General features: G+C 60.6%; 20 protein-coding genes and 2 pseudogenes. 12 read left to right on the top strand and 10 right to left on the bottom strand.

The genetic code is table 11. The features are described 5' to 3' along the window. Positions 1-4: 4 nt before the first annotated feature. Positions 5-1,012 carry a N(2)-acetyl-L-2,4-diaminobutanoate deacetylase DoeB gene (gene doeB, locus HJB84_RS01035; RefSeq protein WP_221115023.1) on the top strand — a complete coding sequence of 336 codons (1,008 nt, stop codon included), beginning with the start codon at positions 5-7 and terminating at the stop codon, positions 1,010-1,012. A 31-nt stretch (positions 1,013-1,043) separates the two neighbouring features. On the opposite strand, the gene HJB84_RS01030 is transcribed toward doeB, so the two are convergent. Then, the gene (locus HJB84_RS01030) at positions 1,044-2,861 is read right to left on the bottom strand and encodes a methyl-accepting chemotaxis protein (protein ID WP_207584811.1); all 1,818 of its coding nucleotides are present in this window, start codon (positions 2,859-2,861) and stop codon (positions 1,044-1,046) included. Positions 2,862-3,109: 248 nt separating this feature from the next. On the opposite strand from HJB84_RS01030, the gene HJB84_RS01025 reads away from it, so the two are divergent. Next, the gene (locus HJB84_RS01025; protein ID WP_221115022.1) at positions 3,110-3,358 is read left to right on the top strand and encodes a plasmid stabilization protein; all 249 of its coding nucleotides are present in this window, start codon (positions 3,110-3,112) and stop codon (positions 3,356-3,358) included. A 29-nt stretch (positions 3,359-3,387) separates the two neighbouring features. Here HJB84_RS01025 and HJB84_RS01020 read toward each other — a convergent pair whose 3' ends face one another. The 8 genes from HJB84_RS01020 to HJB84_RS00985 form a co-directional block, all read right to left on the bottom strand. Beyond that, on the bottom strand, positions 3,388-3,636 hold the full coding sequence (locus HJB84_RS01020) for a hypothetical protein (RefSeq protein WP_221115021.1): 249 nt from the start codon (positions 3,634-3,636) through the stop codon (positions 3,388-3,390). 244 nt (positions 3,637-3,880) lie between these two features. Then, positions 3,881-4,969: a DUF5666 domain-containing protein gene (locus HJB84_RS01015; RefSeq protein ID WP_207584814.1), complete on the bottom strand. Its 1,089-nt coding sequence runs from the start codon at positions 4,967-4,969 to the stop codon at positions 3,881-3,883. Beyond that, entirely contained in the window at positions 4,966-5,829 is an 864-nt protein-coding gene (locus tag HJB84_RS01010) for a DUF6502 family protein (RefSeq protein WP_221115020.1), read from the bottom strand. Before HJB84_RS01010 ends, HJB84_RS01015 begins: the two co-directional genes overlap by 4 nt. 183 nt (positions 5,830-6,012) lie before the next feature. Then, positions 6,013-6,387 (bottom strand): hypothetical protein, encoded by a 375-nt coding sequence (locus HJB84_RS01005; RefSeq protein WP_207584816.1) that lies wholly within the window; start codon positions 6,385-6,387, stop codon positions 6,013-6,015. A gap of 10 nt (positions 6,388-6,397) precedes the next feature. Continuing rightward, positions 6,398-7,444, bottom strand: coding sequence for a flagellar hook-associated family protein (locus tag HJB84_RS01000; RefSeq protein ID WP_221115019.1), 1,047 nt, complete (start codon positions 7,442-7,444; stop codon positions 6,398-6,400). Positions 7,445-7,446: 2 nt separating this feature from the next. Continuing rightward, a complete protein-coding gene (gene flgK, locus HJB84_RS00995) occupies positions 7,447-8,907 on the bottom strand; it encodes a flagellar hook-associated protein FlgK (RefSeq protein WP_207584818.1) in 1,461 nt (486 codons plus the stop codon). A 13-nt stretch (positions 8,908-8,920) separates the two neighbouring features. Then, positions 8,921-10,213, bottom strand: coding sequence for a flagellar hook protein FlgE (locus tag HJB84_RS00990; protein WP_207584819.1), 1,293 nt, complete (start codon positions 10,211-10,213; stop codon positions 8,921-8,923). 362 nt (positions 10,214-10,575) lie between these two features. Then, entirely contained in the window at positions 10,576-11,451 is an 876-nt protein-coding gene (locus HJB84_RS00985) for an EF-hand domain-containing protein (RefSeq protein WP_221115018.1), read from the bottom strand. 163 nt (positions 11,452-11,614) lie between these two features. Between HJB84_RS00985 and HJB84_RS00980 the strand changes: the two genes are divergently transcribed. Together HJB84_RS00980 and HJB84_RS00975 are read left to right on the top strand one after the other, a co-directional pair. Next, on the top strand, positions 11,615-12,262 hold the full coding sequence (locus tag HJB84_RS00980) for a TetR/AcrR family transcriptional regulator (RefSeq protein WP_207584821.1): 648 nt from the start codon (positions 11,615-11,617) through the stop codon (positions 12,260-12,262). A gap of 365 nt (positions 12,263-12,627) precedes the next feature. After that, a complete protein-coding gene (locus HJB84_RS00975; RefSeq protein WP_207584822.1) occupies positions 12,628-14,811 on the top strand; it encodes a DUF1217 domain-containing protein in 2,184 nt (727 codons plus the stop codon). A gap of 38 nt (positions 14,812-14,849) precedes the next feature. Here HJB84_RS00975 and HJB84_RS34050 read toward each other — a convergent pair. Further along, a pseudogene (locus HJB84_RS34050) lies at positions 14,850-15,124 on the bottom strand (prevent-host-death protein). 161 nt (positions 15,125-15,285) lie between these two features. Between HJB84_RS34050 and HJB84_RS00970 the strand changes: the two are divergent. The 8 genes and pseudogenes from HJB84_RS00970 to HJB84_RS00935 all read left to right on the top strand — a co-directional run bounded on the left by HJB84_RS00970 (position 15,286) and on the right by HJB84_RS00935 (position 24,356). After that, positions 15,286-16,278, top strand: coding sequence for an LLM class flavin-dependent oxidoreductase (locus HJB84_RS00970; RefSeq protein ID WP_207584823.1), 993 nt, complete (start codon positions 15,286-15,288; stop codon positions 16,276-16,278). Positions 16,279-16,301: 23 nt separating this feature from the next. Continuing rightward, on the top strand, positions 16,302-17,651 hold the full coding sequence (locus HJB84_RS00965; protein WP_221115017.1) for an LLM class flavin-dependent oxidoreductase: 1,350 nt from the start codon (positions 16,302-16,304) through the stop codon (positions 17,649-17,651). Positions 17,652-17,668: 17 nt separating this feature from the next. Then, complete coding sequence (locus tag HJB84_RS00960) at positions 17,669-18,868, top strand: M20 aminoacylase family protein (RefSeq protein ID WP_221115016.1); 1,200 nt, start codon at positions 17,669-17,671, stop codon at positions 18,866-18,868. 8 nt (positions 18,869-18,876) lie between these two features. Next, complete coding sequence (locus HJB84_RS00955) at positions 18,877-19,428, top strand: GNAT family N-acetyltransferase (RefSeq protein ID WP_221115015.1); 552 nt, start codon at positions 18,877-18,879, stop codon at positions 19,426-19,428. 37 nt (positions 19,429-19,465) lie between these two features. Further along, positions 19,466-21,244, top strand: coding sequence for an amino acid ABC transporter permease/ATP-binding protein (locus HJB84_RS33945; RefSeq protein WP_221115014.1), 1,779 nt, complete (start codon positions 19,466-19,468; stop codon positions 21,242-21,244). A gap of 93 nt (positions 21,245-21,337) precedes the next feature. Next, positions 21,338-22,282 carry an ABC transporter substrate-binding protein gene (locus tag HJB84_RS00945; RefSeq protein ID WP_221115013.1) on the top strand — a complete coding sequence of 315 codons (945 nt, stop codon included), beginning with the start codon at positions 21,338-21,340 and terminating at the stop codon, positions 22,280-22,282. Between the two features lie 72 nt (positions 22,283-22,354). Continuing rightward, entirely contained in the window at positions 22,355-23,293 is a 939-nt protein-coding gene (locus tag HJB84_RS00940) for an ABC transporter substrate-binding protein (protein WP_221115012.1), read from the top strand. A gap of 29 nt (positions 23,294-23,322) precedes the next feature. Then, positions 23,323-24,356, top strand: a pseudogene (locus HJB84_RS00935) (LLM class flavin-dependent oxidoreductase). The last annotated feature ends 51 nt before the right edge of the window (positions 24,357-24,407 follow it).

Below are 24,407 nucleotides of genomic sequence, written 5' to 3'. Positions count from 1 at the left end.
TGTCATGAACGAGATTGGCTTGCGACCGTCGCCGATCAGCGCGACGGTGGATTTCGCCGCCGAGGGTGTCCAGCACGGCTTCCTGCGGCTGCCTTACAGCCGTGACGATTCCGCCTGGGGGTCGGTGATGATCCCGATAACCGTCATCCGGAACGGCAAGGGGCCAACGGCCCTTCTGACCGGCGGCAATCACGGCGACGAGTATGAAGGACCGATCGCGCTCTTTGATCTTGCCCGCACGCTGAAGGCCGAGGCGGTGAAGGGCACGGTTATCATCGTGCCGGCCATGAATTATCCGGCGTTTCAGACGGGAACCAGGACCTCGCCGATCGACAAAGGCAACATGAACCGCAGCTTTCCGGGCCGGCCGGACGGCACGGTGACGGAGAAGATCGCCGATTATTTCCAGCGTGTGCTTCTGCCGATGGCGGATATCGTTCTCGACTTCCATTCCGGCGGCAAGACGCTCGATTTTCTGCCGTTCTGCGCAGCCCATATCCTGCCGAACAAGCAGCAGGAGGCGCAGGCTTTCGACTTCGTGACTGCCTTTGCCGCGCCCTATTCGATGAAGATGCTGGAGATCGATGCGGTCGGCATGTACGACACCGCGGCCGAGGAGATGGGCAAGGTCTTCATCACCACGGAACTCGGCGGTGGCGGTACCGCGACGGCCAAAAGTGCGGCGATTGCCAAGCGCGGCACGATGAACGTTTTGCGCCACGCGGGGATCGTCGCGGGCGCTGTCGATGCCGGTCCGACGACTTGGCTCGACATGCCGGACGGCCGCTGCTTCTCCTTCGCGGAGGAAGGGGGACTGATCGAACCTGTCATCGATCTCGGTGACGCAGTCACTGACGATGCCGTCATTGCGCGCATCCATCCGACCGGGCGGACCGGGGTGGCGCCCCGCGAGATCCGCGCCGGAATGAGCGGCATTCTCTGTGCCCGGCATTTCTCGGGGCTGGTCAAACCAGGCGATTGCGTTGCCGTCGTGGCGATCGTTACAGGCTGAGGTGAACGGAGTTCCGGCGGCAGCTCATACGTCAAGCCGCTTTCTGCGGTCTTGACGCGCTGGCTCTCGCATCAACCTGGAAGCGGTTGACGACCCCTTCCAGCGTCTGCGTCTGAGTGCCGAGCGCTCGACAGGCCGAGGCGGTTTCGACGGCCATGGCCGCGTTGCGTTGCGTCACTTCATCCAGAGCATTGACGGAGGCGTTGATCTCGCCGATCGCCACCGCCTGTTCGGAGGACACCGAAACGATGCGGGCAATCAGGCCGGCGACCTGCTCGACCTGTCCTTCAATTTCCAGAAGCGCCTTGCCAGTGCGGTTGACAAGCTGCACCCCGCTGGAAACCTGAGCCGAGGATGTGGAAATCAGAGCCCTGATCTCCTTGGCGGCGTTGGCCGAGCGCATGGCGAGTTCGCGCACTTCCTGCGCCACGACGGCAAAACCCTTGCCCGCTTCGCCAGCACGGGCGGCTTCGACCCCGGCATTGAGCGCCAGAAGATTGGTCTGGAAGGCGATTTCATCGATGACGTTGACGATGTCGCCGATCTGCGACGACGAACCTTCGATCCTTTCCATGGCGGCGATCGCTTCGCGAACGACGGCGGCCGAATGTTCGGCGCTGGTGCGGGTCTCGGCCATCATGCCGGTTGCCTTGCCGGCATGCTCGGCGGCGTCTTTCGCCTTGACGTTCATCTCATCGAGCGCAGCCGTGGCCTGTTCGAGCATCGCGGCCTGCTGTTCCGTGCGCGACGCGAGACTCTCGGTTGCGCCCGTAATGCCGTCCGAGGAACTGCCCACTTGCCTGGAGGTCAGGGCGATCTCGGCCATCGAGGCGCAAAGTGCGTCCATGCTGTCGTTGAACTTGGCGCGCAAAGTCTCGTAGGCGGCGGCGAAGGGTGTGGCGATCCGGCAATCGAGATTGCCGTGTGATAGCTGGTCCAAGCCGTACGTCAGCTGATCGATCACCATTTCGCGGATCTGCTCGTCGGCGGCTTTTTCGGCCATCTGGCTGCGTTCGCGTTCAAATTCCGCATCGCGAAGCGCCGTCTCGCGCTTCTGCGCGCCCTCGCGTTCCAGCGCGTTGCGGCGGAAGACGGCCACGGCCTTGGACATGGCGCCGATTTCGTCGGAGCGGCTGGCATAGGGAACGTCTGTCGAATAATCGCCGTCTGCGAGGTTGCCCATATAGGCTTTCATACCGTCGAGCGGCACGATTGCCCGGCGACGCAAGAGATAGAGACCCACCAGCAACAGGCCGAATGAGCCGAAGCCCGCGGCACCCGCATAGATCGTCCAGGTGACGATTTCCGAGGCGGCATTGCGCTCCTCGCCCTTCAGGAAGGCATCGGAATTTGCGACAAGTTTCTCGACCGCATCCTGATGCGAATGAAAGGCGACGCGCAATTGCTCGATCGCACCATGCGCCTTGTCTTCATCCTTGGCGGTCAGGGCGGGAATGATCTCGCGGTTCATCACGTCCCAGAATACATCGCCCTTGGCGATGACATCGTTTTCAAGCTCGTCCTTCAAAGCCTGCGGCAGCCGGGTGGTTTTCCAATAGGCGCGGCGATCGTCGTAAGCAGCCTTGAGATTCGCGATCTTGGCCAGATTGGTATCGGTCAGTTCGGGAAATTTGCTCGCCTCGAAGGAGAGCATGTAGGACTCGACGACAAACAGCGGCGGCGGCAGAATATCGGCGATCAGATCCTTTCCGTAAACGACCTGTTCGTAAACCGGGCCATTGACCTTCAGCCGTTCGAGCGCCGATTGCTGCAATCCGATCGACATGAAGAGGCCGGCCGAAACGGCGACGCCAAACGCCACCAAACTGCGCGCAATAGTAAAGGCCAAGACCGTCTCCAAATAACTTATGGCCTCTCTTCTTCGAGACGCCTGATCTACGTGCAGCATTATTTCGCAAGAACGCTGAGATATGGTTAATTCTTTCGTTGGCAGGGGGTTGGCTCACCTGTGAAAGGCCGGTGCAACCGTCCAAAATTGGGGTGATGGCAAACAACGGCCACTTTGGTAGTAAGCCATTATCCGTCAACTCACTGGCCGGGATGCTGAGCGTCATATTTATCAGAAAGGAGATCAGTATGACCGAACCTCAGCTTGCCGTACGGAGTGCAAAGGCGCGTGATCTTGCGCGACGGCTTGCCCGCCGCGAAAATCGTTCAGTCGCCGAGATTGTCGAGCGGGCTCTCGAACACTATGAGATCTGTCAAGTCGGGCCAGAGCCAGCCATGTCCTTCTATGCCCGCCTTTCACCGCAAAGCGGGGCGGATCTCGATCTCGAAGCAGTCGTCGATGGAAGCCGCGAGATTCACAAGGGCATAAAGGTCTAAATTCTGGATTGGATCGTTCCGGTGAGAATTTAGGCCAATCGCATCAGCATTTCGTTGAGGTCGCCGATCTTGCGCAGCAGCTCGACCAATCTATCTGTATTGTCCTGGCTGAGCCGGCCGGTTTCGCCGCTGCTGTTCCAAAGCTGTTGGAATTCTTGGCTCATCTGGAGCGCGCTGTTCATTATGCCGATGATTTGCGCGCGGTTTTCCCAGGTTGCAACGACGGTTGGTTCGTCCATCTCGATCGAAATATCCGGTTCGCGTTCCAGCAAAAGCAATTTCTGATTCCTCTTGGGCGAAGATGACTTGGTTCGGATGGCGCCATCGGGTCGGCGGTGGGCCATCTCTGCAACTACGCGGGAATACGGTTCGACTTAAAAAGCGTTTGAAACGATTGGCTAGCGGGTATGGGGCGGACCCGTTAGCCAATCGGCAAACCCTTCCCGGAATCACCCAAAGCAGGATTCGCAGGAGCAATAAAATGGGAATATTTCCCATTTGTCAATGTGGGTGACAGCGTTTTCAGTGCGGAACCGGATCGGGGGGCGGCGACCCGGGAGGCCCCGAGCCGGGAGGCGGGCCGCCAGGGCCGGGTGGCGGACCTCGCCTGCCCGGATCGGGAAAATCGCCGCCCGGCCCGCCTCTGCCGAAAGGCGAGTGATCGGGCCCCGGTCCGTTCCCGGGACCATTCGGCGGGCGCGGACCAACGCCATTGGGACCAGGTCCGGGAAAGCCAGTCATTCTGCTCGAATCCCGCACGCCGATATCGACGAAGCCATGACCATCGGGGGAGAGTTGCATCGACCCGGAAGGCGCCGAACCTCCAGGTCCAGAACCCGCCATGCCTCTGTCCCCCGGCCGGAAGGTCTCGATGTTGACGGTACCGCGTTTCAGGCCCGGCACGACAGGTTCGGCCTGAATACGAGTGACGATCAATCGATCGGCAACCGCCTTCAGACGCACGAGTGTTTGTTTGCCGGCCAGATACCCATGCGTGCTTCCAAGCGAAAGGCCGCCGATCAGGACGTGATTGCCGCTCTTGACGAGGACACCACGGACATGGACGCCATCGGAAACGGAGCGGGGCTCGATGCGCCGGGCAATGATCGTGCCGTCAGGTTTGCGGATACCGAACACGGCAACCCGCTTGCCTTTCCGCAGGCCCTTCGTCGCCAAACCTGATGCGTCGACGGTTTGCGAAAGTATTCTTATCCCGGTCTTATCAATCCGGTCGATGCGGCCCTGGACCTCGCTGACGATCGTAATGCGGGCGGCGCGCTTGCCTGTGAGCAGCACCCGGGCGACATGACCGACCTTCATCGCGCTGGCGGGAACGCGTCGTCCATCGATCTCGATCGGCGTCGTGGCGCTGAACGGTATGTGGATATCGTTGACGATAATGCTGCCGAAACCCTGGATGGTCCCGACGATGCCGGTTCCGCCGATGCCGTGATCTTCGTTCTCGCCGCCTCCCTGAATGGAAAGACCGGACCCGCCGATTCCATGATCGCTGGTGCCGGTCGGCTGCGCGGCTGTCATCGCCGGTATCAGGACCTGAAGCGCAATTCCGCCCAGCAGAAACTGTCGTCTCGAGATCGTTGACGGGCTCATTCGTCCGCCTCCGTCTCGGAAGCGGCGTCTGCCTGAGGATCCGGCTCACGCTCCTCGGTCATGACGTAGAGGCCCGAGATCCAGCGGCTGCTGCCGCCCGGATCGTCCTTGATGGCCTGATGGGCGATCTTGTTGAGCTTGAGAAGCATCGCCATCCCTTCCTCGCGCGCGATTTCGTCGAGCCGGGCGGCGAGCGCTGGCGACATCCCATCATAATGAACGGCACGTTCGAAATAGGGAGGAGGGTCGTTCATCAGGTTCAGGACCGACGCCTGCACATGGTCACGAAGGTTGCGGGTAAAATAATGCCGGCGGGCTTCGTCGCCGGCATTGGGCACGATCGATGAAAGGTTGAGCCGGACCCAGCCGTTGTCGTCGACAACGACGATGCCCTTGTCCAGCCAGTCGTCGAGGATGGAGCGGGGATGGACGTCTTTGGTGATGTCGCTGACCAGGCTCTCGAATGAGGGAACACCATCGCTGGACGTCCGGGGCAAAGTGCTCGGCCTGTCCTCGGCATCGCAATAAAGCGGATCGGCAAGCCACCGCGCAAGGATGCGGCTCGTCTGCGAAACGCCCACGGTCAGGAACGATGGATCAAGCGCCAGTCCGCGCAGCCGGTTGACGTCCTTGCGGTGGATGCCTGTCAGCAGCGAGATGCGGCTATCCGTCTGCTGCTTGTTCGGCAGCGCGAATTCCTTCTCCGCCACCTCGATATAAAGCCGGCGAAGGACGACCGAAAAAGCGGTGAAGTTGAAGCCGGAGGCGAGAGCGAGTTTGACCAGCGGGCGGAGCACGCGGACCAGCATGGCCTGCAAGGTCTCTTCGGAGAACGGAAGCTTCGCGCGCGGCTTTGACATCAAGAAACACTCGGCCTGTGAAAGACCATTGCCGGCAGACTTCGACAATCGTCCTTGGTCTTCCCTATGGCAAAGTCCACACTGCCGCAACGCACAGGCGACAAGCAAGCCCGGTCCTTGCCATGCTCCCTGGCGGCGCGCGCACGATCGCGACGCCTTCCTGAAGGTATTTTTCTTATTCTATCAATGTCTTGTGTTCTCCGACTCGGGGGACAGCAAGGCGCCCTGGCGCCAGTCGATCAACCGGTCGATTCGAGCAATCTTGTGGAAAACCTCGAAGACGTCGAATGACGAGCCTTTCTCGATGTAGGAGGCCAGGAGCTCGCAAAGCTCGAAGATTTCGGGGGGCGTTCCCGTCATCTCTACACCGTCGTCGGTGAAAATCCCCGATCGCGGCCACGCCTGGGCCTGTTGCTCGTCGAGCTTGCTGCCGACGAAAGGGATCGTATTGATGATGCCTGAGGCAAGCGCAAAGGCGGCCTCAGCCACGATTTCGGAGCAGCTCGTGTTGGGCTCTCTCGTTAAGGCCGGTATTTGCAGCCGCTTGAATTCCCGCATTTTCAATCCGTCAGAGATAGTTGACCAGGCTCGGGCCCTGGAGTTTTGAGACGAGCGTGTAGGCCGTTTCCAGTTGCGTCTGCAGCTGGTTGACGAGCGTCGAAGCCTCATAGGCATCCACGCCCTGGAGATCGACGAGGTTTCCCTGAAGCAGGCTCGACTGGGCATCGAGCGCGTCATTTGCCTTTTCGACCCGTTCTTGCGAGAGGCCGAGCTGGCTTTGCTGCGTCACGATGCCTGAAGTCGCCTGCGCGGCATAACCGATCGCCTTCGATGCCACCGTGCTCTGTGCGTCGGCGCTGAGATCCTGGCCGAAGAGCGCGGAGACGACGACGGAGGCAAGCGCCAGATAACGCATGCCTTCGGAATTGGCGTTGGTGGACGAGGTGATGGTTTCCGAGCCGCTGATCCGGCTTGTCATGTCGGTGCTGGAAGCGGTCGACCAGCCTCCCGAAGCGTCCGTCCAGGCGCTTTCGGAAAACATCGGCTCGACGGTATCGGTGATGAAAGTGCCGATTTCCTCGCCGGTCAGATCGTTGACGTCTTTTCCAAGGCCGGTTGCATAATCGCCCAGCGCGGTCACGATCGCATCCGAGACCGTAGAGGACTGATCGGTCAGAGGCTGGCTGTCGAGGTTCGTTCCGCCAAACAGGAACTCGCCATTCACCTCGGTGTTCGCCGTCGAGATCAGCTGAGAAATCGTGGCGCCCGCCGTCTGCAGGGCAACGGCGATGCTGGTCGTATCCTGGCTCGCCTGGAGCGCTGTCAGGTTCGAGACCAGGCTATCGCCGGCATCCTTGAGGCTCGAAAGGGCGGTCTGCGATGCGTCCATGCGCAATCCGACGACGGCATTACTTGACTGGAACGAGGCGGCCTGGTCGATGGCGCTGGTCAGATTGATCGTTTTCGCGGCGCCGGCGCCAAGGGAGACGCCGATATCGGCGTAGGTTCCGGTCGTCGCCTCCGTCGAGGCCTGCTGCAGCTTGGTTTGGGACTGGCTGATGGTCAGACGCAGGACGTTCTGCATCGCCGATGACGAGACAAAAGAGGCTTTCATGACTAGCTCGCTATATCGAGGAGCGACTGGAACATCTCGTCGATGACGTTCAGGATCTTTGTCGCCGCTTTGTAGGATTGTTCGATATCGAGGAGGAGCGTCAGCTCCTCGTCGAGGTTGACGCCGGCCTCGTTGGAATAGGCCTCGTCGGAGCGCGATAGCGCCGCAGATGTGTTTTCGGAGGCCGCCGTCGCATCGCTGCGGTATTGTTCGAGCCAGCCGATCGAGGAACTGGCATAGTCCATCAGGCTTTGCGATGTGGAAAGACCGGCGTCGGAGGAGAACGAGCGCTGTTCCGTCAACGCCGTATACAGGGCGTCGAGATTGTCCGAGAAGCCGCTGTCGCCCGAGCTGTTGAGATCGGTGATGCCGCTGATCGTTCCGTCGCGCAGCTTCGTTGCATCCCCGCCCTCGCTGGTAACGACGGCAAGATTGACCGAGATCGAGGACGCGATGCCGGTGATATCGTCGGAATCCGAGGGTGTTCCTCCAGTTGCTCCGGCCGCCGTCGTCCAGACGAAAAGTGCGGGTGCGCTGGTGCTGCCGTCGGTTTCCGAGAAGGCCTGGACGAGGGACTTGGCGAGCTCGTCGAGCTGAGCCTGGAATGTCGGGGCGATTTCGTCGCGAAGCTGCAGCAGCGCCTGCAGGCTGCCCGAGGCACTTGTCGTCGATCCCTCGCCGGCGTCGAGCGCAACGCCGTCTATATAGACGGAATTGCCCTCCGTTCCGGCGACGTAGGTTGTCGTGGGCACGTATGTGACGGTGCGCGGTATGGTCTCGAACAGCACGGTGCCGTCAGAGGTGTAGAGCGCCATGTCGTTATTGTCGCGGACGGCGGTGGTCACACCGACGATCGAGGAGATCTGCTTCAGAAGCTTTTCACGCTCGTCGAGAGCCGAGGACGTATCGGCGCCCGTCGCTGTCGCCCCCTTGACCGCATTGTTGGCGGTTTCGAACTGCGACAATAGCGTATTCAGCGATGAGACCTGCGTGGCGATCTCCGCATCGGCATCGGCTCTGATCGACTGGACGCCGTCGCTTGCGGTATTCAGCGAATTGGCCAGATCCTGCGCGGCGGTGACAGCCGATTGCGCGGCGGTCGTGCTGCTCGGCGATGTAGCGAATGTCTGCAGCGCCTGCTGAAATGCCGAGAGATAAGTGCTCGGCGAGGTCTCGTAGTCATTGCCGCCCGTCAGCGACTTCAGGCTTTCGAGGCCGGTCACAAGCGTCTGCTGGGCGCTGTCCTTGGCGTTCGATTGCAGATACTGGGCCAGCAGCGCGGTTTCCTGCGCCCGGCTGATGCTGACGACCTGAGCGCCGGACAGAGACGTCGTTATCGACGCCTCGCGTCTGACATAGTCGGAATTTCCGACATTGGCGATGTTGGTCGAGACGACGCTGCTTTGCTGGCCGGTATTGTTGAAAATACTTTGGACGCTGTTCAAGGCGGAGGTAAGCGACATCTAGGCGCTCCCTTTATCGTTTCAGGTTGACGAGGACATCCATGATGTCGGAGCCGGTCTGAAACACCTTCGAATTGGCGGTATAGCTGCGCTGCGCCTCGATCATTTCCGTCAGTTCGCCGGCGAGATCGACGTTCGAACTCTCGAGGGCGCCGGACTGGATGGAGCCGAGCCCGTTCGTCTGCGGAAAGCCGGTGACCGTGACGCCGGACAATCCGTTGGCGCTGTAGACGTTGCCGCTGAGCAGCGTCAGATTGTCGGGGCTGGCGACCGTCGCAAGCGGGATCTGATAGAGCGCCTTCGTCGCGCCATTCGCATAGGAGACCGATACCACGCCGTCCGTCCCTATGGACACCGAGCTGACGGCACTGGCTGCCTGACCATCGGCAGAGCCCGTCGCCGAGAAGTCGGAGGCAAGCTGGGTGAAGTCCGAATAATCCATGGTGATCGTCTTTGCCGTGACCGGATCGACGATATCCGTGTCGGTCGCAGACGTCAGCTGGCCGTCGGCGTCGAAGGAGAGCGTCGCGACGCTCACCGCACTGGAGGAGTAGGGGAAGGACGTCGTGCCGCCGGTCGCTGCATCGGCATTGCGGTAAACCGAGACTTCCCAGGTGCTTCCAGTGACCGCGCCGGCTGAATCCGTCGTGACACCCGTCTTGGTGAAATAGTAGTCGTACTGGACGGTGCCGCCGAGGCTGTCATAGGCAACCAGCGACATCTTCTGCGTATCGTCGGTGACACCAGAGGAATTGGCGCTCGGCAGCGTCGTCGCATCCGTGACGACAATTGCCTCGGAATTCAGGTTGCCGCTGAAATAGGCGCTGGTCGAAGCGATCGCGCTCAAGCCCGATTGGGCGACGTTAACCGGCACCAGGCCGTCGAAACCGTTGACGACAACCGCCGGCACGCCGGAATCATAAGAATACCCCATAAGGGTGAAACCGGCGCTGTTGACCAGATTGCCGTCGCTATCGACCGAGAAGTCGCCGGCCCGGGTAAGAACCGGCGTGCCGTCGGGGCTTTGCACGATGAAGAACCCGTCTCCTGATATCGCCAGGTCGTAATCCGAGGTCGTATAGGAGATGTCGCCCTGTTCGGAAATCGCCTGGCGCACGGATGTCTGGACGCCGCCGGAATTGTAATTGCCTGAGGACGACGGCAGGACCAGCGACGAGAAGGAGGTGGAAACGGCTTTGTAGCCGACCGTGTTTGCGTTGGCGATATTGTCGGAAACCGTGCTCAGCCGGTTTGCCTGGGCGCTCATGCCTGAGACGGCGGTTTTCATACTTCCAAAAATGCTCATGGCTCAATCCTTAAAGGTTGGGGAACATGCCATGTGGCGACAGGCTTCCAGATCCCGGATTGCGGGCGCACGACATCGCTGGCGCCGGGCAAAGCCCACACCGGTCGATGATCTGATTGTCTGGACTGACCCCGTGATGGCGATAGGCGCTTCGGCTCATCCGTGCGCTGGTGTCGTGCGCCTATTGCGGCGCACCATTTGTTCGGCTGACGGCTATGGCGGCGTTCCTGCTAGAGCATGATGCCGAAAAGTGTGAGCGGTTTTCTTATGACATCATGCGCTAACTCTCTAATTTAGAACAGGATTCAGAATTTAGGCCGCCCGGGCCTAAAATCATCCTGGTCTAAACAACTAGGCGGTCGTCAGCCCGTGGCAGTGGACAATGAACCGGTGCCGGATGTGTCGAGCAGATCAAAGAGCTGGCTCGCCTGGCTTTCGGTGACGTCGTCCGGCCTACCGGCCATGAATTCGTCCAATGTCACGAGTCCGTCTCCATTCGTATCGAGATCTGAGAGCAGGGATGCAGACTGGTCATTGTCGGCGGGCGGCGGTGGCGGCGGTCCGTCGGGACGTTGCGATGACTGAGAGGACATGGCCTCGGTCAGCGCATCGACCGATAGGGACCCGGCGCTTTCGCTGTCGAAGCTATCGAAAAGCGTGCCGGCCTGATCTTCCGTCACATCGGACGGCCGGCCTGCGACGAACTCCGCCTTGCTCACCAGCCCGTCACCATCGGTATCGAGATCGGAGATCAGGGATGCAGACTGATCGTCGTCGGCCGGCGGCGGCGGTGGCGGTCCGTCGGGACGTTGCGATTGCAGGGCGGACATGTCCTCAGTGAGCGCATCGACCGATAGCGAGCCGGAATCTTCGCTGTCGAAGCTGTCGAACAGCGTACCGGCCTGATCCTCTGTCACGTCGGACGGCCGGGCTGCGACGAACTCGGCCTTGCTCACATAGCCGTCGCCATCGCTGTCCAACTGCGCAACGTCCATGCCGGCGCCGCCGCCCTGCTCTTGGCTGGAGCCGGACTGACCGGTGAGGCCGTTCATCGCCAGCGACATCAACTGGGCCATGAGTTTCTCGGCACTGTTGGTCGTGTCTTCGTCGGACTGCTGGCTTGTGGTTGATTTTTTTGCCGAAACCGTATTACAGGATAGGATGTCCTGGGATGCGGATGTCGAGCTCTTGCTATAGGAATAGGAAGAAATTGATGTTGCGGCCGAAATGGTCGTCATAAGCGCTCCATCGCTAGAGGGTGGGGATGCAACGCATTACAGAACTTATGAGTTCTCTAAATCGAAATTGCTAATGCCACAACCGAAAAAATCATCCCTCAGAAATCGCAGTCCGCTTTTCAGGCTCGTCGGCATGCGCTTCGGTAAGGCGGTCTAGATCGTCATGGATGGTGTCGACGAGCCCGCAGATGAGCCGCGCAAGCGAGGCCGGCCGAAAGTCTCCAGCGATGAGGACAAGCGGGCACATATCGTCGAAATCGCTCGCCGTGTTTTTGTAAAATGCGGCTATGCCGGAAGCACGACCGCGGTCGTCGCCACGGAGGCAGGCGTTTCGAAACAGACGCTCTACAAACTGTTCCAGAGCAAGGAAGAGCTGTTTGCCGCCGTCGTCGGCGCGCATCGGCGCATGATGCTCGATCTGCCCAGGCCCGCGGAAGATCTCTCGATCGCCGAGAGCCTCGAACGTATCTTCATGATCGACATGGATGAGGAGAAGGACGCGGATCGTGCCGGTTTCCTGCAGCTCGTCTTTCGCGAGGCGGCTCAGTTTCCTGAGCTTGTCGACATTCTGCAGCATGAAGGCATGCTTGCCAGCCGCCAACACCTTGCCGACTGGTTGAACGATCGCCGGGCCGAAGGCAGGTTGGCGCTCGACGACCCGGCAAGCGGCGCCCGCATGCTGATGGACATGATCTTCGGCGGTATGGGCCCGCCGGAAGGGCGGGCCCAGGCGTGGCCCGATCGGGCAAGGCTGCTTGCCCATCTTCGCCGTTGCATCGCCATCTTTGCCGCTGGCGTCGGCGCCGCCTGAAGCGCATCGCATTTTTCAACTTCCAATTCCGCATCAGATGAATTATAGAACTATGGAGTTCTATTAAATTGATTCGGCCACATGGACGTGGCTGTGCTTCGCCATGATCGGCGCCGACATTCCCGCAGAGATGAAAAGTTCCCCCGTGATTGCCGGCAGGCTTTCGCGCGGCGCCGCCGTGCTTAAAGCATGTCGCCCGGAAGTGTGCAGCGGTTCCGGGATAACGACATGCATAAAAACAGAGGACTAAAGCGCGTCGCATGAATCAAGTTTGATGCGACGCGCTTTAGCGCAAATCCAGCAAAAGCCGCAGAGCGATTTTGCGTTCGGAAACGCGTAAAAACCAGAGGTTAGAGGGACAAACGTTGGTTTCCACTTATGTAAGCTACCTCTCGGTCGCTCGAAATCTCGGCGCCAGTCTTTCGAACGTCGCATCCCAGGCCACGGTTGCCCGCGACAGCGCCTATTACAAGGAAAACATCGGCAAGGTCACGACGGTCGATGACTTCATGGGTGATTACAAGCTCTATTCCTATGCCATGAAGGCCTACGGGCTCGACGACATGACCTATGCCAAGGCCTTCATGAAGAAGGTGCTGGAAAGCGACCTCAGCGATTCATCGAGCTTCGCCAACAGCTTGAGTGACAGCCGCTATGCCGAGTTTGCAGCCGCCTTCAAATTTTCCGGCGAGACGAAGACGGCGCAATCGGACGTGCAGCGGGACAATCTGCTCGATGCTTATGAGACGTCCTTCGACACCGAGGCGGACGACATCGCGGATGAGACGGATTATTTCGAAGAGAATATCTCGTCGATCACCTCCGTCGATGATTTCCTGTCGAGTTCGAGGCTGAAGAACTATGCGCTGACGGCCTTCGGTCTCAGCACCGACTATACCTCAAGCAGCTTCTTGAAGGAGGTTTTGACGAGCGATCTCGACGATCCCGACAGTTTCGTCAACCAGCTCGGCGACGACGTCTATGTCAGCCTGGCAAAAGCCTTCAACTTCAACGAGGACGGCTCGACCGACGGCGACGTGATGTCGGAAGATCAGATCTCGCTGATGACGAGTGGGTATGCGGTGGCCTCGTCGACCACTGCGTCTTCGGACACCGGAGAGGCCTATGACACCTATTTCGCTGCAGAAATTGGAAACGTCACCTCCGTCGATCAGTTGATGAGCGACGATAAGCTGGTCGGCTATCTCAGGATCGCCTACGGGCTGACCGACGACGAATCCGACACTTTCATTTCCGCGGCGCTGAAAAGCGCCGACATCGCCGACGCGATCGGCCTGTCCGATTTGCACGACGCCTTCAATTTCGATGAAGACGGCGCGCTTGCCGATGGCGACACCGCCCAGACGTCGGAACAGACCGCCACGACCACGGCAGCCTTCGATGAAAATTACCAGGTGCTGGTCGCCAATACCAGCACGGAAGACGCCACCGACAACTATACGACGCGCATCGCCAGCGTTACCTCGATCGATGATTTCCTCGTATCGAATGCCGATGACGACGATGACGACAACGACGATCTCCCGGAAATGTGGGAAATGGCGTTGCGCGCCTATGGCATCGATTCCACCGAGGTTTCGAGAAGCGAGGTCCGGAAGATACTCGAAAGCGATCCAACGGACGCCAAAAGCTATGTCAACAGCCTGAACGATGACCGGTTCGTCGCCTTTCGCAAAGCCTTCAACTTCGACAGCGACGGCGACGTCACCGTTCCCTTGCAGGCCATGTCGGAATCCGTCGTCGACGACTATGCCGCCTATTACAAGCAGAACAAGATCCGCTACCTCGAAGGGAACGAACTGACCGAGGCGACCGATGCGGCGGATGACGAGATCAGCTATTTTCGCGAGCAGATGGCGACGATCACCACGGCGAGCGAATTTCTGGCCGACGATCGCCTGGTTTCCCTGGCGCTCGAGGCCAAGGGGCTCGACCCTGACGATGTCACGTCGGACGAATTGGAGAAGATGTTTTCTTCCGATCTCGACGACGAAGATAGTTATGTCAACAAGCTGGACGACAATCGTTTCGCCGAACTCGTCGGCTCGTTCAATTTCGACCAGGACGGCAATATTTCCACCGATCCCACCGGGACGGTGCAGCAGCGCGGCGATGTGCTCGACACCATCGACTCCTATGTCAGGCTGACGCTTGAGGACGATCAGGGCGATAGCAACACCGGCGTGCGCCTCGCGCTCTATTTCCAGCGCAAGGCGCCGGAGATTTCGAGCGCCTATGACATTCTGGGTGACAGCGCGCTCTTCGAGTTTTTTACCACGACCTTCAACCTGTCCAGTTATGTCTCCAACATGGACGTCGACAAGCAAGCCGAGATGGTCAACAATTTCATCGACATCAAGGATCTGGCGGATCCTGACAAAGTCGACGATCTGATCAAACGCTTCACCGCCATGTATGATGTCGCCAACGGCACCGGCACCACGTCGACAGCACTTTCGATCCTCACCGGCTCAGCGACGATAAGCTCTGACACGCTGCTTGCAATGGCGCAGTTGAAAAGCGGCTGAGTGATCTTTACTCCCCGGTTCGTGAGGACCCGCCCACATCAAGATTGGCTGTCTGCCAGACGTTCGCGGCGTCGCGAAGGACTTGGCAGCGGGATGAATTGCCTGCCTCGACTTGCCGGTTGATAGGCGCCGGCACCTTCAGGGGCGCCGGTGCCTCGTGGGTTTTCGTATTGACCGACTGAAGCGTGATGGCGATCAGCTGCAGCTTGTCCTTGAGTGACCGGATATTCCCGGGCGCATGCGCTTTGAGGTAGCTGATCGGCTTGACATGCGCCGACAGCGTCCTGCGGTAACGCCCTTTGGCCCAGAATATCGAACGCCCCAGGCCTGGCCTGGAGAGGCTCCGATTTCCATCTCAGGCGCGGCCGCTTTTTTCACGAAACCTCTGCGAAAGAGAATGTCATTTCTTATAACGAAGTTTGTCTACTGATTTTATAGATTATACTTTGCAACCAGCGATCGGCTCGTGATGTCATGACCTATCTCCTCAGTCTTCTCGACAAAAGTCCGATCGAACAGGGTTTCACCGCTGCGGATGCGTTGCGGACGACGGTCAAGATTGCTGCCCGAGCCGAGGAACTCGGTTATCACCGTTTCTGGGTGGCCGAGCATCATAACATGTCCAATCTGGCGAGCTCGGCGCCGGAAGCGCTGATCGCCTACCTTCTCGCCAGGACCTCGAAAATCCGTATCGGCTCGGGCGGCGTCATGCTGCAGCATTACAGCGCCTACAAGGTTGCCGAGACCTTCAATCTTCTGGCATCGCTTGCACCCGGCCGCGTCGATCTCGGTGTCGGCAAGGCGCCGGGCGGCTTTCCGCTTTCGACACGCGCGCTGCAGCTTGGCGTCGATCCGGCAAGCAAACCGGATTTTGCCAGCCAGCTTTCCGATCTTAACACCTATCTCGCAGCCGACCCGAATTACGAGGGTGCGCAGGCGACCCCTTTCCCGCCCACCGCTCCCGAACGTTTCCTGCTCGGCGCCAGCGTCGACAGCGCCAAACTTGCTGCCGAGAAGGGCTGGGAACTGGTTTTTGCCGGTCACCTGAACGGCGATCCCGACAATCTGCGCAGGACCTTTGAGGCCTATGAGCAGGCATCCGGCGGCAAGCGGCCGATCCTGGCGCTCGCAGCCTTTGCCGCCGAAAGCGAGGATTATGCCCGCGAGCGCGTCGGCAATCTGCGCATCGTCAAGGTGTTTCTGCCGAACGGCCAGACCGTCAATGTCGGCAGCGAGGAGCAGGCGGCTGAATTTGCCCGCCAGGCCGGCGTCACCGATTACCGCATCGAGGAGAAGGTGCCGAGTGTGCTGCACGGCACCGCAACGCAGATCCGCAAGGAATTGGACGAGTTTCACCGCCGCTACGGCGTCAACGAATTCGTGCTCGACACGCCGGCGCTTTCAACCGCCGAGCGCCTGGCCTCCATCGAGCTGCTCGCCGAGGAGCGGCTTTCCCTCGTCGCCTGACCGTTTTCAAGGAGATCGATCCCATGGCTCAGAAACACGTCACGTTCGGCATCATGCTGCAGGGTCCCGGCGGTCACATGAATGCCTGGAAGCATCCAAGCGGGCCGGCGGATGCCAGTGTCAATTTCGACTTCTTCGTCACGACGGCGCGTAGCGCGGAGGCGGCCGGCATCGCTTTCGCCTTCGTCGCCGACGGGCTCTATATCAACGAGCAGTCGATTCCGCATTTCCTCAACCGCTTCGAGCCGATCGCCATTCTCTCGGCGCTGGCGGCATCGACCTCGAAAATCGGTCTCGTCGGCACGGTCTCGACCTCCTACAGCGATCCCTTCACCATCGCCCGGCAGTTCGCTTCGATCGACCTCATCAGTGGCGGCCGGGCAGGGTGGAACGCGGTGACCTCGCCGCTCGAGGGCTCGGGGCGCAACTACAGCCGCGAACATCCCGAACATGAACTGCGCTACGAGATCGCCGAGGACTATATCGATGCGATCAAGGGTCTGTGGGATTCCTGGGACGACGACGCCTTCGTCCGCAACCGCGAGACCGGCGTCTTTGTCGACAAGACCAAGATGCATCGCCTCGACCATAAGGGCCGCTTCTTCCGCGTCGAGGGGCCGCTCAACATCGGCCGTTCGAAGCAGGGTCAACCGGTCGTCTTCCAGGCGGGCGCTTCGGATTCCGGCATCAGGCTCGCCGGCAAACATGCCGATGCCGTTTTCACCAATGGCGGGCCTATCGAGGAGGCGCAGGCCTTCTACCGCCAGCTCAAGGACAGCGTGATTGCGCATGGCCGCCCGGCGGCGGAGGTCGGCATCTATCCCGGCATCGGCCCGATCGTCGGGAAGACGGCCGAGGAAGCGGAAGCCAAGTACCAAGCGATCCGCAACCTCGTCACTATCGAGGAGGCGCTGCTCTATCTCGGCCGCTTCTTTGATCATCATGATTTCGCCGTCTATCCGCTGGACGAGCCGTTCCCCGAACTTGGCGATATCGGCAGAAACAATTTCCGCGCTACCACCGACCGCATCAAGAGGACGGCGCGCGATAAGGGCCTGACGCTCCGCCAGGTCGCGCTTGATTCCGCGACGCCGCGCACCGCCTTCATCGGTACCGCGGAGCATATCGCCGACGAGATCATCCGCTGGGTGGACCATGGCGCTGCCGACGGCTTTATTCTCGGTTTTCCCGTCATCGCCGAGGGTTTCGCCGACTTTGCCGAATACGTCCTGCCGATCCTCACGGAGCGCGGTTATTTCGATCCGGTCCTGAAAGGCGAGACGCTGCGCGACCATTTGGGTCTGCCCTTCCGCGAAAGCCGGTATGCGGCCGGTGCGGACCGCCTCGAGCGCGGAAAGGCCGTCGGCGCCTGAGGCGCTGACGAACCGTCATGGACATCATCGCTCGGAACCCGCGCAGCAACGATCCGGTCGAAAAGGGCATCGCCGCCTATCTCGACGAGATCATCGCGCTTCGCCACGATCTGCACCAGTATCCGGAGCTTGCGTTCCAGGAACTCAGGACCAGCAAGCTCGTGGCATCCCGCCTTTCCTCCTGGGGCTACGAGGTGGCGACGGGCATTGCCGGCACCGGCATCGTCGCCACCCTCAGGCGCGGCGACGGCAGGAAGCGGATCGGCATTCGCGCCGACATGGACGCGCTGCCGATCGAGGAGGCAACCGGTCTTGCCTATGCCAGCAGCAATCCCGGCGTCATGCATGCCTGCGGCCATGACGGGCATACCTCGATCCTGCTGGCGGCCGCCCGTTATCTCTCAGAGAGCGGTAATCTCAGCGGCACGCTCAGGCTGATCTTCCAGCCCGCCGAGGAAATCGGCGCCGGCGCACGCAAGATGATCTCGGAAGGCATGTTCGAACGGTTTCCTGTCGATGCGGTCTTCGGGCTGCATAACTGGCCGGGTGTGCCGACGGGGCAATTCGGCTTCGTCACCGGTCCTGCCATGGCTTCGGTCGATCAGGCGGTGATCAAGATTGTCGGCAAGGGCGGCCATGGCGCGGAACCGCACCGCGCCGTCGATCCGGTGCTGGCGTCCGCCTCCTTCATCACCGCCCTGCAAAGCGTGGTCTCGCGCAATGTCGATCCGCAGGACATGGCGGTTGCCACCGTCGGCTCGATCCATGCCGGCTCCGCCTCGAACGTCATCCCTGAGAGCGTGGAGATGAAGCTCACCATGCGGGCCTTCAGCGAGACGGTTCGCCAATTGCTGCAGGAGCGTATTCCAGCCCTTGCCCGCGCCCAGGCCGAAAGCTTCGGCGCCGAAGCGGACGTGAATTATCGCCTCGGCTTTCCGGCGTTGGTCAATCACGCCAAGGAAACGGCATTTGCCCGTGATGTCGCACAGGACGCACTCGGTCTGGCGGCGATCGAGAAGGATTTCCGGCCGAGAACCGCGAGTGAGGATTTCGCCTTCATGCTGAAGGCCAATCCCGGCAGCTACCTGTTCGTCGGCAATGGCGACAGCGCTCCCCTCCACAGCGCCCACTATGATTTCAACGACTCGGTCATTGCGCCTGCCGCCCGCTACTGGGTGCGGCTCGTTGAGGCCTTCCTCACTGATGACAACGGGTGATGAACGATATGAGCGATACGTTTCTCTATACGAGCCCTCTCGACCCCCGCGCCAAGCCGCTGATCGATGAGTTGATCCACGAATATGACAGCCGCTACGGCACCTATTTCAATGCCGAAGGTGCAGCGGCCGAGCTCAATCGCTATCCCTCCGAAGCCTTTGCGCCGCCGCACGGCAACTTCCTCCTGTTGATGCGGAATGGTCAAACCATCGGCGGCGGCGCCTTCAAGCAGTATGACGAGCGCACGGCCGAGTTCAAACGCATCTGGACGCGCTCCGATCTGCGCCGCCAGGGCCTTGCCCGCAAGGTGCTGGTGGAACTGGAGGCCCAGGCCGCCCGCCAGCGCTATGCCCGCATCTATCTTACGACCGGCTTTCGCCAGCCCGAGGCAGTCGGCCTCTATCTGACCTATGGCTACACCGCTCTCTTCGACACTGCTGTCGATCCCGAGATCTACAAGAGCCTGCCCTTCGAGAAGGACATCACCCATCTCGCTCAGCCGGCTCCCGAAAACGAAGCGGCCGAGCCACGCCTGCGCGTCGCCAGCGCAAATCACTGAAAGCGGCAAAGACCGACAATCATAAAAGGGAAGCACAATGGCACTGACGACGGATTTCGTGGGCATCGACCCCGGCAGCAGGACGGCAGAACCGAAGCAGGATCACTCCCGTTACCGCATCGTACCGGCGCGCCATCCCGGCCAGCTCGTGGGCACGATCTTCGCCGCCTTCGTCATCATCGCCGTGCTTTATTCCACCTTCACCAATCCACGCTGGGGTTGGGGCGTCTTTGCCGAATGGTTCTTTGCCGAACCGGTGCTCGTCGGCCTCGGCAGGACACTGCTTTTGACCGCGCTTGCCGCCATATCCGGTTCCATTCTCGGAACGGCTCTGGCGCTTGCCCGCGTTTCCAGGTCGCCGCTGCTTTCCGGTCTCTCATGGGGCTATATCTGGCTACTGCGCTCGATCCCCGTCATCGTGCTGCTGCTGATACTGAACAATCTTGGCTACCTCTACGAGACGATCAAGATCGGCATCCCTTTCACCGATACGGTCTTCATCGACTATCCGACGGTGCAACTGCTGACGCCCTTTGCCGCTGCCTTCCTCGGCCTCACGCTCAACCAGTCGGCCTTCTTCGCCGAGATCGTGCGCGGCGGCATTCTTTCGGTGGATCATGGGCAATTGGAGGCTGCAGCCGCACTCGGCCTGCCGCACCGCCGCCAGGCCTTCCGCATCGTACTGCCGCAGGCCATGCGCTCCATCCTGCCGACAGGCTTCAACGAGCTCATCGGATTGGCGAAGAGCACATCCATGGTCTACGTGCTGGCGCTGCCGGAACTCTTCTACACGGTCCAGGTGATCTACCGCCGCAATCTCGAAGTCATTCCGCTGCTGATGGTCGCGACCGTCTGGTATCTGATCATCATGACGGTGCTGTCGGTTGCCCAGCACTATATCGAACGCTATTTTTCCAAAGGCGCCGTGCGCAATCCGACGCCGCTTCCCTTTCAGGCATTTTTCGCGCGCTTCCGGCGTCCGCTGCCTGTCCTCGATACGGCGATCGACACCGTGCGCAAGATCGGCTTTCAGGATGCGGCGGCCCTGCGGGCCGCGGGCGGCGCGGTGCGCATCCACGGTATCTCGAAGAGCTTCGGTTCGCTGAAGGTGCTCGATGACATCGAGCTCAGCCTGCCTGCCGGCAGCGTGACCGCCATCCTTGGCCCGTCCGGCTCCGGCAAGTCGACGCTTTTGCGTGCCATCAATCATCTGGAGCGTGTCGATGAGGGCTTCATCTCCGTCGATGGCGATTTCGTCGGCTACAGCAGAAAGGGCGATACGCTCTACGAACTCAAGGAAAACGAAATTCTCAAACGCCGCGCCGATATCGGCATGGTCTTCCAGAACTTCAATCTCTTCCCACATCTGACCGTGCTCGAAAACCTCATCGAGGCACCGATCCAGGTTCGCGGCATCGGCCGCGAGGAAGCGGTGCAGCTGGCGCAGGAGCTGCTCGCGCGCATCGGGCTCAGCAACAAGATCGACGCCTATCCACGCCAGCTCTCCGGCGGCCAGCAGCAGCGTGTGGCGATCGCCCGCGCACTGGCGCTCCGCCCTAAGGTGCTGCTCTTCGACGAGCCGACCTCGGCGCTCGATCCCGAGCTCGTCGGCGAAGTGCTCGATGTCATCAAGGAGCTTGCCCGTACCGGCACGACGCTCGTCATCGTCACCCATGAGGTTGGCTTTGCCCGCGAAGTCGCCGACACCGTCGTCTTCATGGACAGTGGCCACATTCTGGAGGCCGGCCCGCCGGCGCGCATCTTCAACAAAGCGGAACATCCCCGCACGCGCGAATTCCTCGCCAAGGTTCTCTAGCGCCCGACAGCGCTGGCGAAATGCCGGGCCGCGACGGGCTGCACCGGCCGACTGACAACAACCACAACTTAAAAATGAAAATGGAGACGGGACATGGCATTTGCAGATAGAACAAGGCTTCTCATAGCAGGGGCCGTCACCATCGCCGCACTCGGTTTCGGTTCGGCTCAGGCGCAGCAGAAGTTCGATCTCAGCCCCGAGCAGCCGAACCGGCTGCGGGTCGAGAAGAACGAGAAGCGCGTTGACGAAGTCAAGGGCTTCAAGTTCGTCGAAAACGGCGCCTTTACCGTCGGCATCAGCTCGAGCGGCAATCTGCCGCTGCATGATTATGCCTCCGATTCCAAGACGGTCATCGGCTATGACGTCGATCTAGCGCAGGCCATCGCCGACAGCCTCGGCCTGAAGCTGGAACTGGTTTCCGTTGCCTGGGCCGACTGGCCGCTGGGACTGACGTCGGGCAAGTTCGACGCGGTGATCTCGAACGTGACCGTCACGGAAGAGCGCAAGCAGAAATTCGACTTTTCGACCTACCGCAAGGACGAGCTTGGCTTCTACGTCAAGGCCGACAGCCCGATTACGGCGCTCAAGCAGCCGAAGGATATTGCCGGCCTGAAGGTCATCACCGATGCCGGAACCAACCAGGAGAAGATCCTGCTGGAATGGGACCGCGAGAACGTCGCGGCCAGCCTAAAGCCGATCGAGGTGCAATATTATGACGACGACGCGGTCAAGGATCTCGCCGTCCAGTCCGGCAGAGCCGACGCGGTCTTCAGCGTCAACGCGACGCAGGCCTACTCGGCGCGCATCAATGGCAAGACCAAGCTCGTCGGCACCGTCAGCGGCGGTTGGCCGATCACTGCCGAGATTGCGGTCACGACGCGCAAAGGCAGCGGTCTGGCGGCTCCCTTGACCGATGTTGTCAACGACCTGATCGCCAGCGGAGCCTACAAGAAGATCCTCGATACCTGGAATCTTGGCCCCGAGGCGATCGACCAAGCAAAGACCAATCCTCCCGGCCTGCCGAAGAGCGGCTCCTGACATTGCCCGACGGGCTGGCGTTCAAACGCCGGTCCGCCGCTGCTTCTCAATGCAAACGGAGAGATATCGAACGTGACGATTTTTTCGACAATCCGCGCCTTGCTGCTTGCGGCGCTGACGTCTGCCTTGGCCGGCTTCGGGGCGGCCCATTCAGCCGACGATTTCGACCTCAGCCCGCAACAGCCGGGCAGGCTGCATGCCGCCAGGAACGAGGCGGCGATCACCGCGATCCCGAAGCACTTCAAGTTCGTCACGCCAGGCAAGTTCACCATCGCCGTCAGCCCCGGCGGTGCTCCGCTTGGCACCTATGCCACCGACGCCAAAACCGTAGTTGGGGCAGATCCCGACTATGCCTATGCCATCGCCGACAGCCTTGGCCTGACGCTGGAAATCGTGCCCGTCGCCTGGATCGACTGGCCGCTCGGCCTCACCTCGGGCAAGTATGATGCCGTCATCTCCAATGTCGGGGTCACCGAGCAGCGCAAGGAGAAGTTCGATTTCTCCACCTACCGCCAGGGACTGCACGGTTTTTTCGTGAAATCCGACAACCCGGTCATCTCAATCAAGGAACCCAGGGATGCGGCGGGCCTCAGGATCATCGTCGGTGCCGGCACCAACCAGGAGCGCATTCTACTGAAATGGAGCGACGAGGATGTCACCGCGGGGCTGAAGCCGATCGAACTGCAATATTACGACGACGAGGCGGCAAGCCTTCTCGCACTGCGTTCCGGCCGGGCCGATGTCATCGTCCAGCCGCACGCCGAGCTCGTCTTCATCGCCGCGCGCGACAAGAACATCAAGCGCGTCGGCACGCTGAGCGCCGGATGGCCTGATCGTTCCGACGTCGCGATCACCACCCGCAAGGGAAGCGGGCTCGCCGATGCGCTGACCGTTGCCACCAATGGCCTGATCAACAACGGCACCTACGCCAAAATCCTCGACCACTGGCATCTCTCCGAGGAAGCCCTGCCGGCATCCGAGACCAACCCGCCCGGCCTTCCAAAATATTGATATCGGATAGCACCTGTGGAAGGGACGACATGAGCCCCGGCAATATATCCATCAGCCATATAGGCTTCCTCACTCCCGGCAACTATATCACCGACGATCCGTTGTCGGGATTGGAGCAGACGCTCCAGCAACTGCAATATGGCGAGGAGTTGGGCTTCGACAGTGCCTGGGTCCGCCAGCGGCATCTTGAGCCGGGCATCTCTTCCGCCAGCGCCTTCCTGGCGGCGGCGACCCAGCGAACCAGCCGGATCGAACTCGGAACCGCGGTCATTCCGATCGGCTATGAAAGCCCCTACCGGCTGGCCGAAGATCTCGCCACCGTCGATATTCTGTCGCGCGGCCGGCTGAATATCGGCGTCAGCGCCGGCCGGCCGCTGCATGCCGACCTGATTGCCCCGCTCGTGTTCGACGGTGACTGGACGGGCTACGATTTCTCGCATGATCGCGTGCTGCGCTTTGCCGACAATCTGCGCGGCACTTATCTCGGCGACGAGCAGACTTTCATCAAAACGCCTTTCGGGCAGCAGCGGCCGCGCCTGCAGCCCTATGCCAAGGGCCTGATTGACCGGATCTGGTATGGCGGCGGGTCGCAACGCTCGGCCGAGTGGGCCGGCCGCAACGGCTTCAACCTGTTGACCGGCAACGTGATAACGGGTGAGGGGACGGATGATTTCTTCGTCGCTCAATCCAGATTGATCAAAACCCATCGCGCCGCCGGAACCGCGCGGCGCGTCGCGCTCGCCGCGTCATCGTGCCTTTCGACAATGCCGACGCGGTCACGCGCCGCCGCTACCGGGATTATGCCGAGGGCCGCCATGAACGGACGCTTTCGCCCCAGGGCGAACGGCGGACCTTGTTCGCCCGCGATGTCATCGGCACGTCGGACGAGATATTGGAGCAGCTTTTCGCCGATCCGATCCTGCCTGACGTCGGCGAGTTGCGGCTGGAGCTTCCTTACGAGTTCGAGCACGAGGAATATCGCCAGATCCTCCACGACTTCGTGACAACAATCGCATCGGAACTCGGATGGAAAGCGCAGCCGGAAATTCAGGCCGCTTCCTGAAGGCCATCGAGCCGATGCCCTATTCGACGCCAGAACGATCATCTACGAGGA

The sequence above is a fragment of the Rhizobium sp. NZLR1b genome, from assembly GCF_019685155.1.
In the GTDB taxonomy this organism is placed as follows: domain Bacteria; phylum Pseudomonadota; class Alphaproteobacteria; order Rhizobiales; family Rhizobiaceae; genus Rhizobium.
Note: the sequence above shows the minus strand (reverse complement) of the source record. Positions and strands in the feature narration are given on the sequence as shown.

Excerpts from the sequence above, each read along its gene's own strand:
- doeB (WP_221115023.1), top strand. The coding sequence starts at position 5 with ATGAACGAGATTGGCTTGCGACCGTCGCCGATCAGCGCGACGGTGGAT.
- HJB84_RS01025 (WP_221115022.1), top strand. The coding sequence starts at position 3,110 with ATGACCGAACCTCAGCTTGCCGTACGGAGTGCAAAGGCGCGTGATCTT.
- HJB84_RS01015 (WP_207584814.1), bottom strand. The coding sequence starts at position 4,969 with ATGAGCCCGTCAACGATCTCGAGACGACAGTTTCTGCTGGGCGGAATT.
- HJB84_RS01010 (WP_221115020.1), bottom strand. The coding sequence starts at position 5,829 with ATGTCAAAGCCGCGCGCGAAGCTTCCGTTCTCCGAAGAGACCTTGCAG.
- HJB84_RS01005 (WP_207584816.1), bottom strand. The coding sequence starts at position 6,387 with ATGCGGGAATTCAAGCGGCTGCAAATACCGGCCTTAACGAGAGAGCCC.
- HJB84_RS01000 (WP_221115019.1), bottom strand. The coding sequence starts at position 7,444 with ATGAAAGCCTCTTTTGTCTCGTCATCGGCGATGCAGAACGTCCTGCGT.
- flgK (WP_207584818.1), bottom strand. The coding sequence starts at position 8,907 with ATGTCGCTTACCTCCGCCTTGAACAGCGTCCAAAGTATTTTCAACAAT.
- HJB84_RS00990 (WP_207584819.1), bottom strand. The coding sequence starts at position 10,213 with ATGAGCATTTTTGGAAGTATGAAAACCGCCGTCTCAGGCATGAGCGCC.
- HJB84_RS00985 (WP_221115018.1), bottom strand. The coding sequence starts at position 11,451 with ATGACGACCATTTCGGCCGCAACATCAATTTCTTCCTATTCCTATAGC.
- HJB84_RS00980 (WP_207584821.1), top strand. The coding sequence starts at position 11,615 with ATGGATGGTGTCGACGAGCCCGCAGATGAGCCGCGCAAGCGAGGCCGG.
- HJB84_RS00970 (WP_207584823.1), top strand. The coding sequence starts at position 15,286 with ATGACCTATCTCCTCAGTCTTCTCGACAAAAGTCCGATCGAACAGGGT.
- HJB84_RS00965 (WP_221115017.1), top strand. The coding sequence starts at position 16,302 with ATGGCTCAGAAACACGTCACGTTCGGCATCATGCTGCAGGGTCCCGGC.
- HJB84_RS00960 (WP_221115016.1), top strand. The coding sequence starts at position 17,669 with ATGGACATCATCGCTCGGAACCCGCGCAGCAACGATCCGGTCGAAAAG.
- HJB84_RS00955 (WP_221115015.1), top strand. The coding sequence starts at position 18,877 with ATGAGCGATACGTTTCTCTATACGAGCCCTCTCGACCCCCGCGCCAAG.
- HJB84_RS33945 (WP_221115014.1), top strand. The coding sequence starts at position 19,466 with ATGGCACTGACGACGGATTTCGTGGGCATCGACCCCGGCAGCAGGACG.
- HJB84_RS00945 (WP_221115013.1), top strand. The coding sequence starts at position 21,338 with ATGGCATTTGCAGATAGAACAAGGCTTCTCATAGCAGGGGCCGTCACC.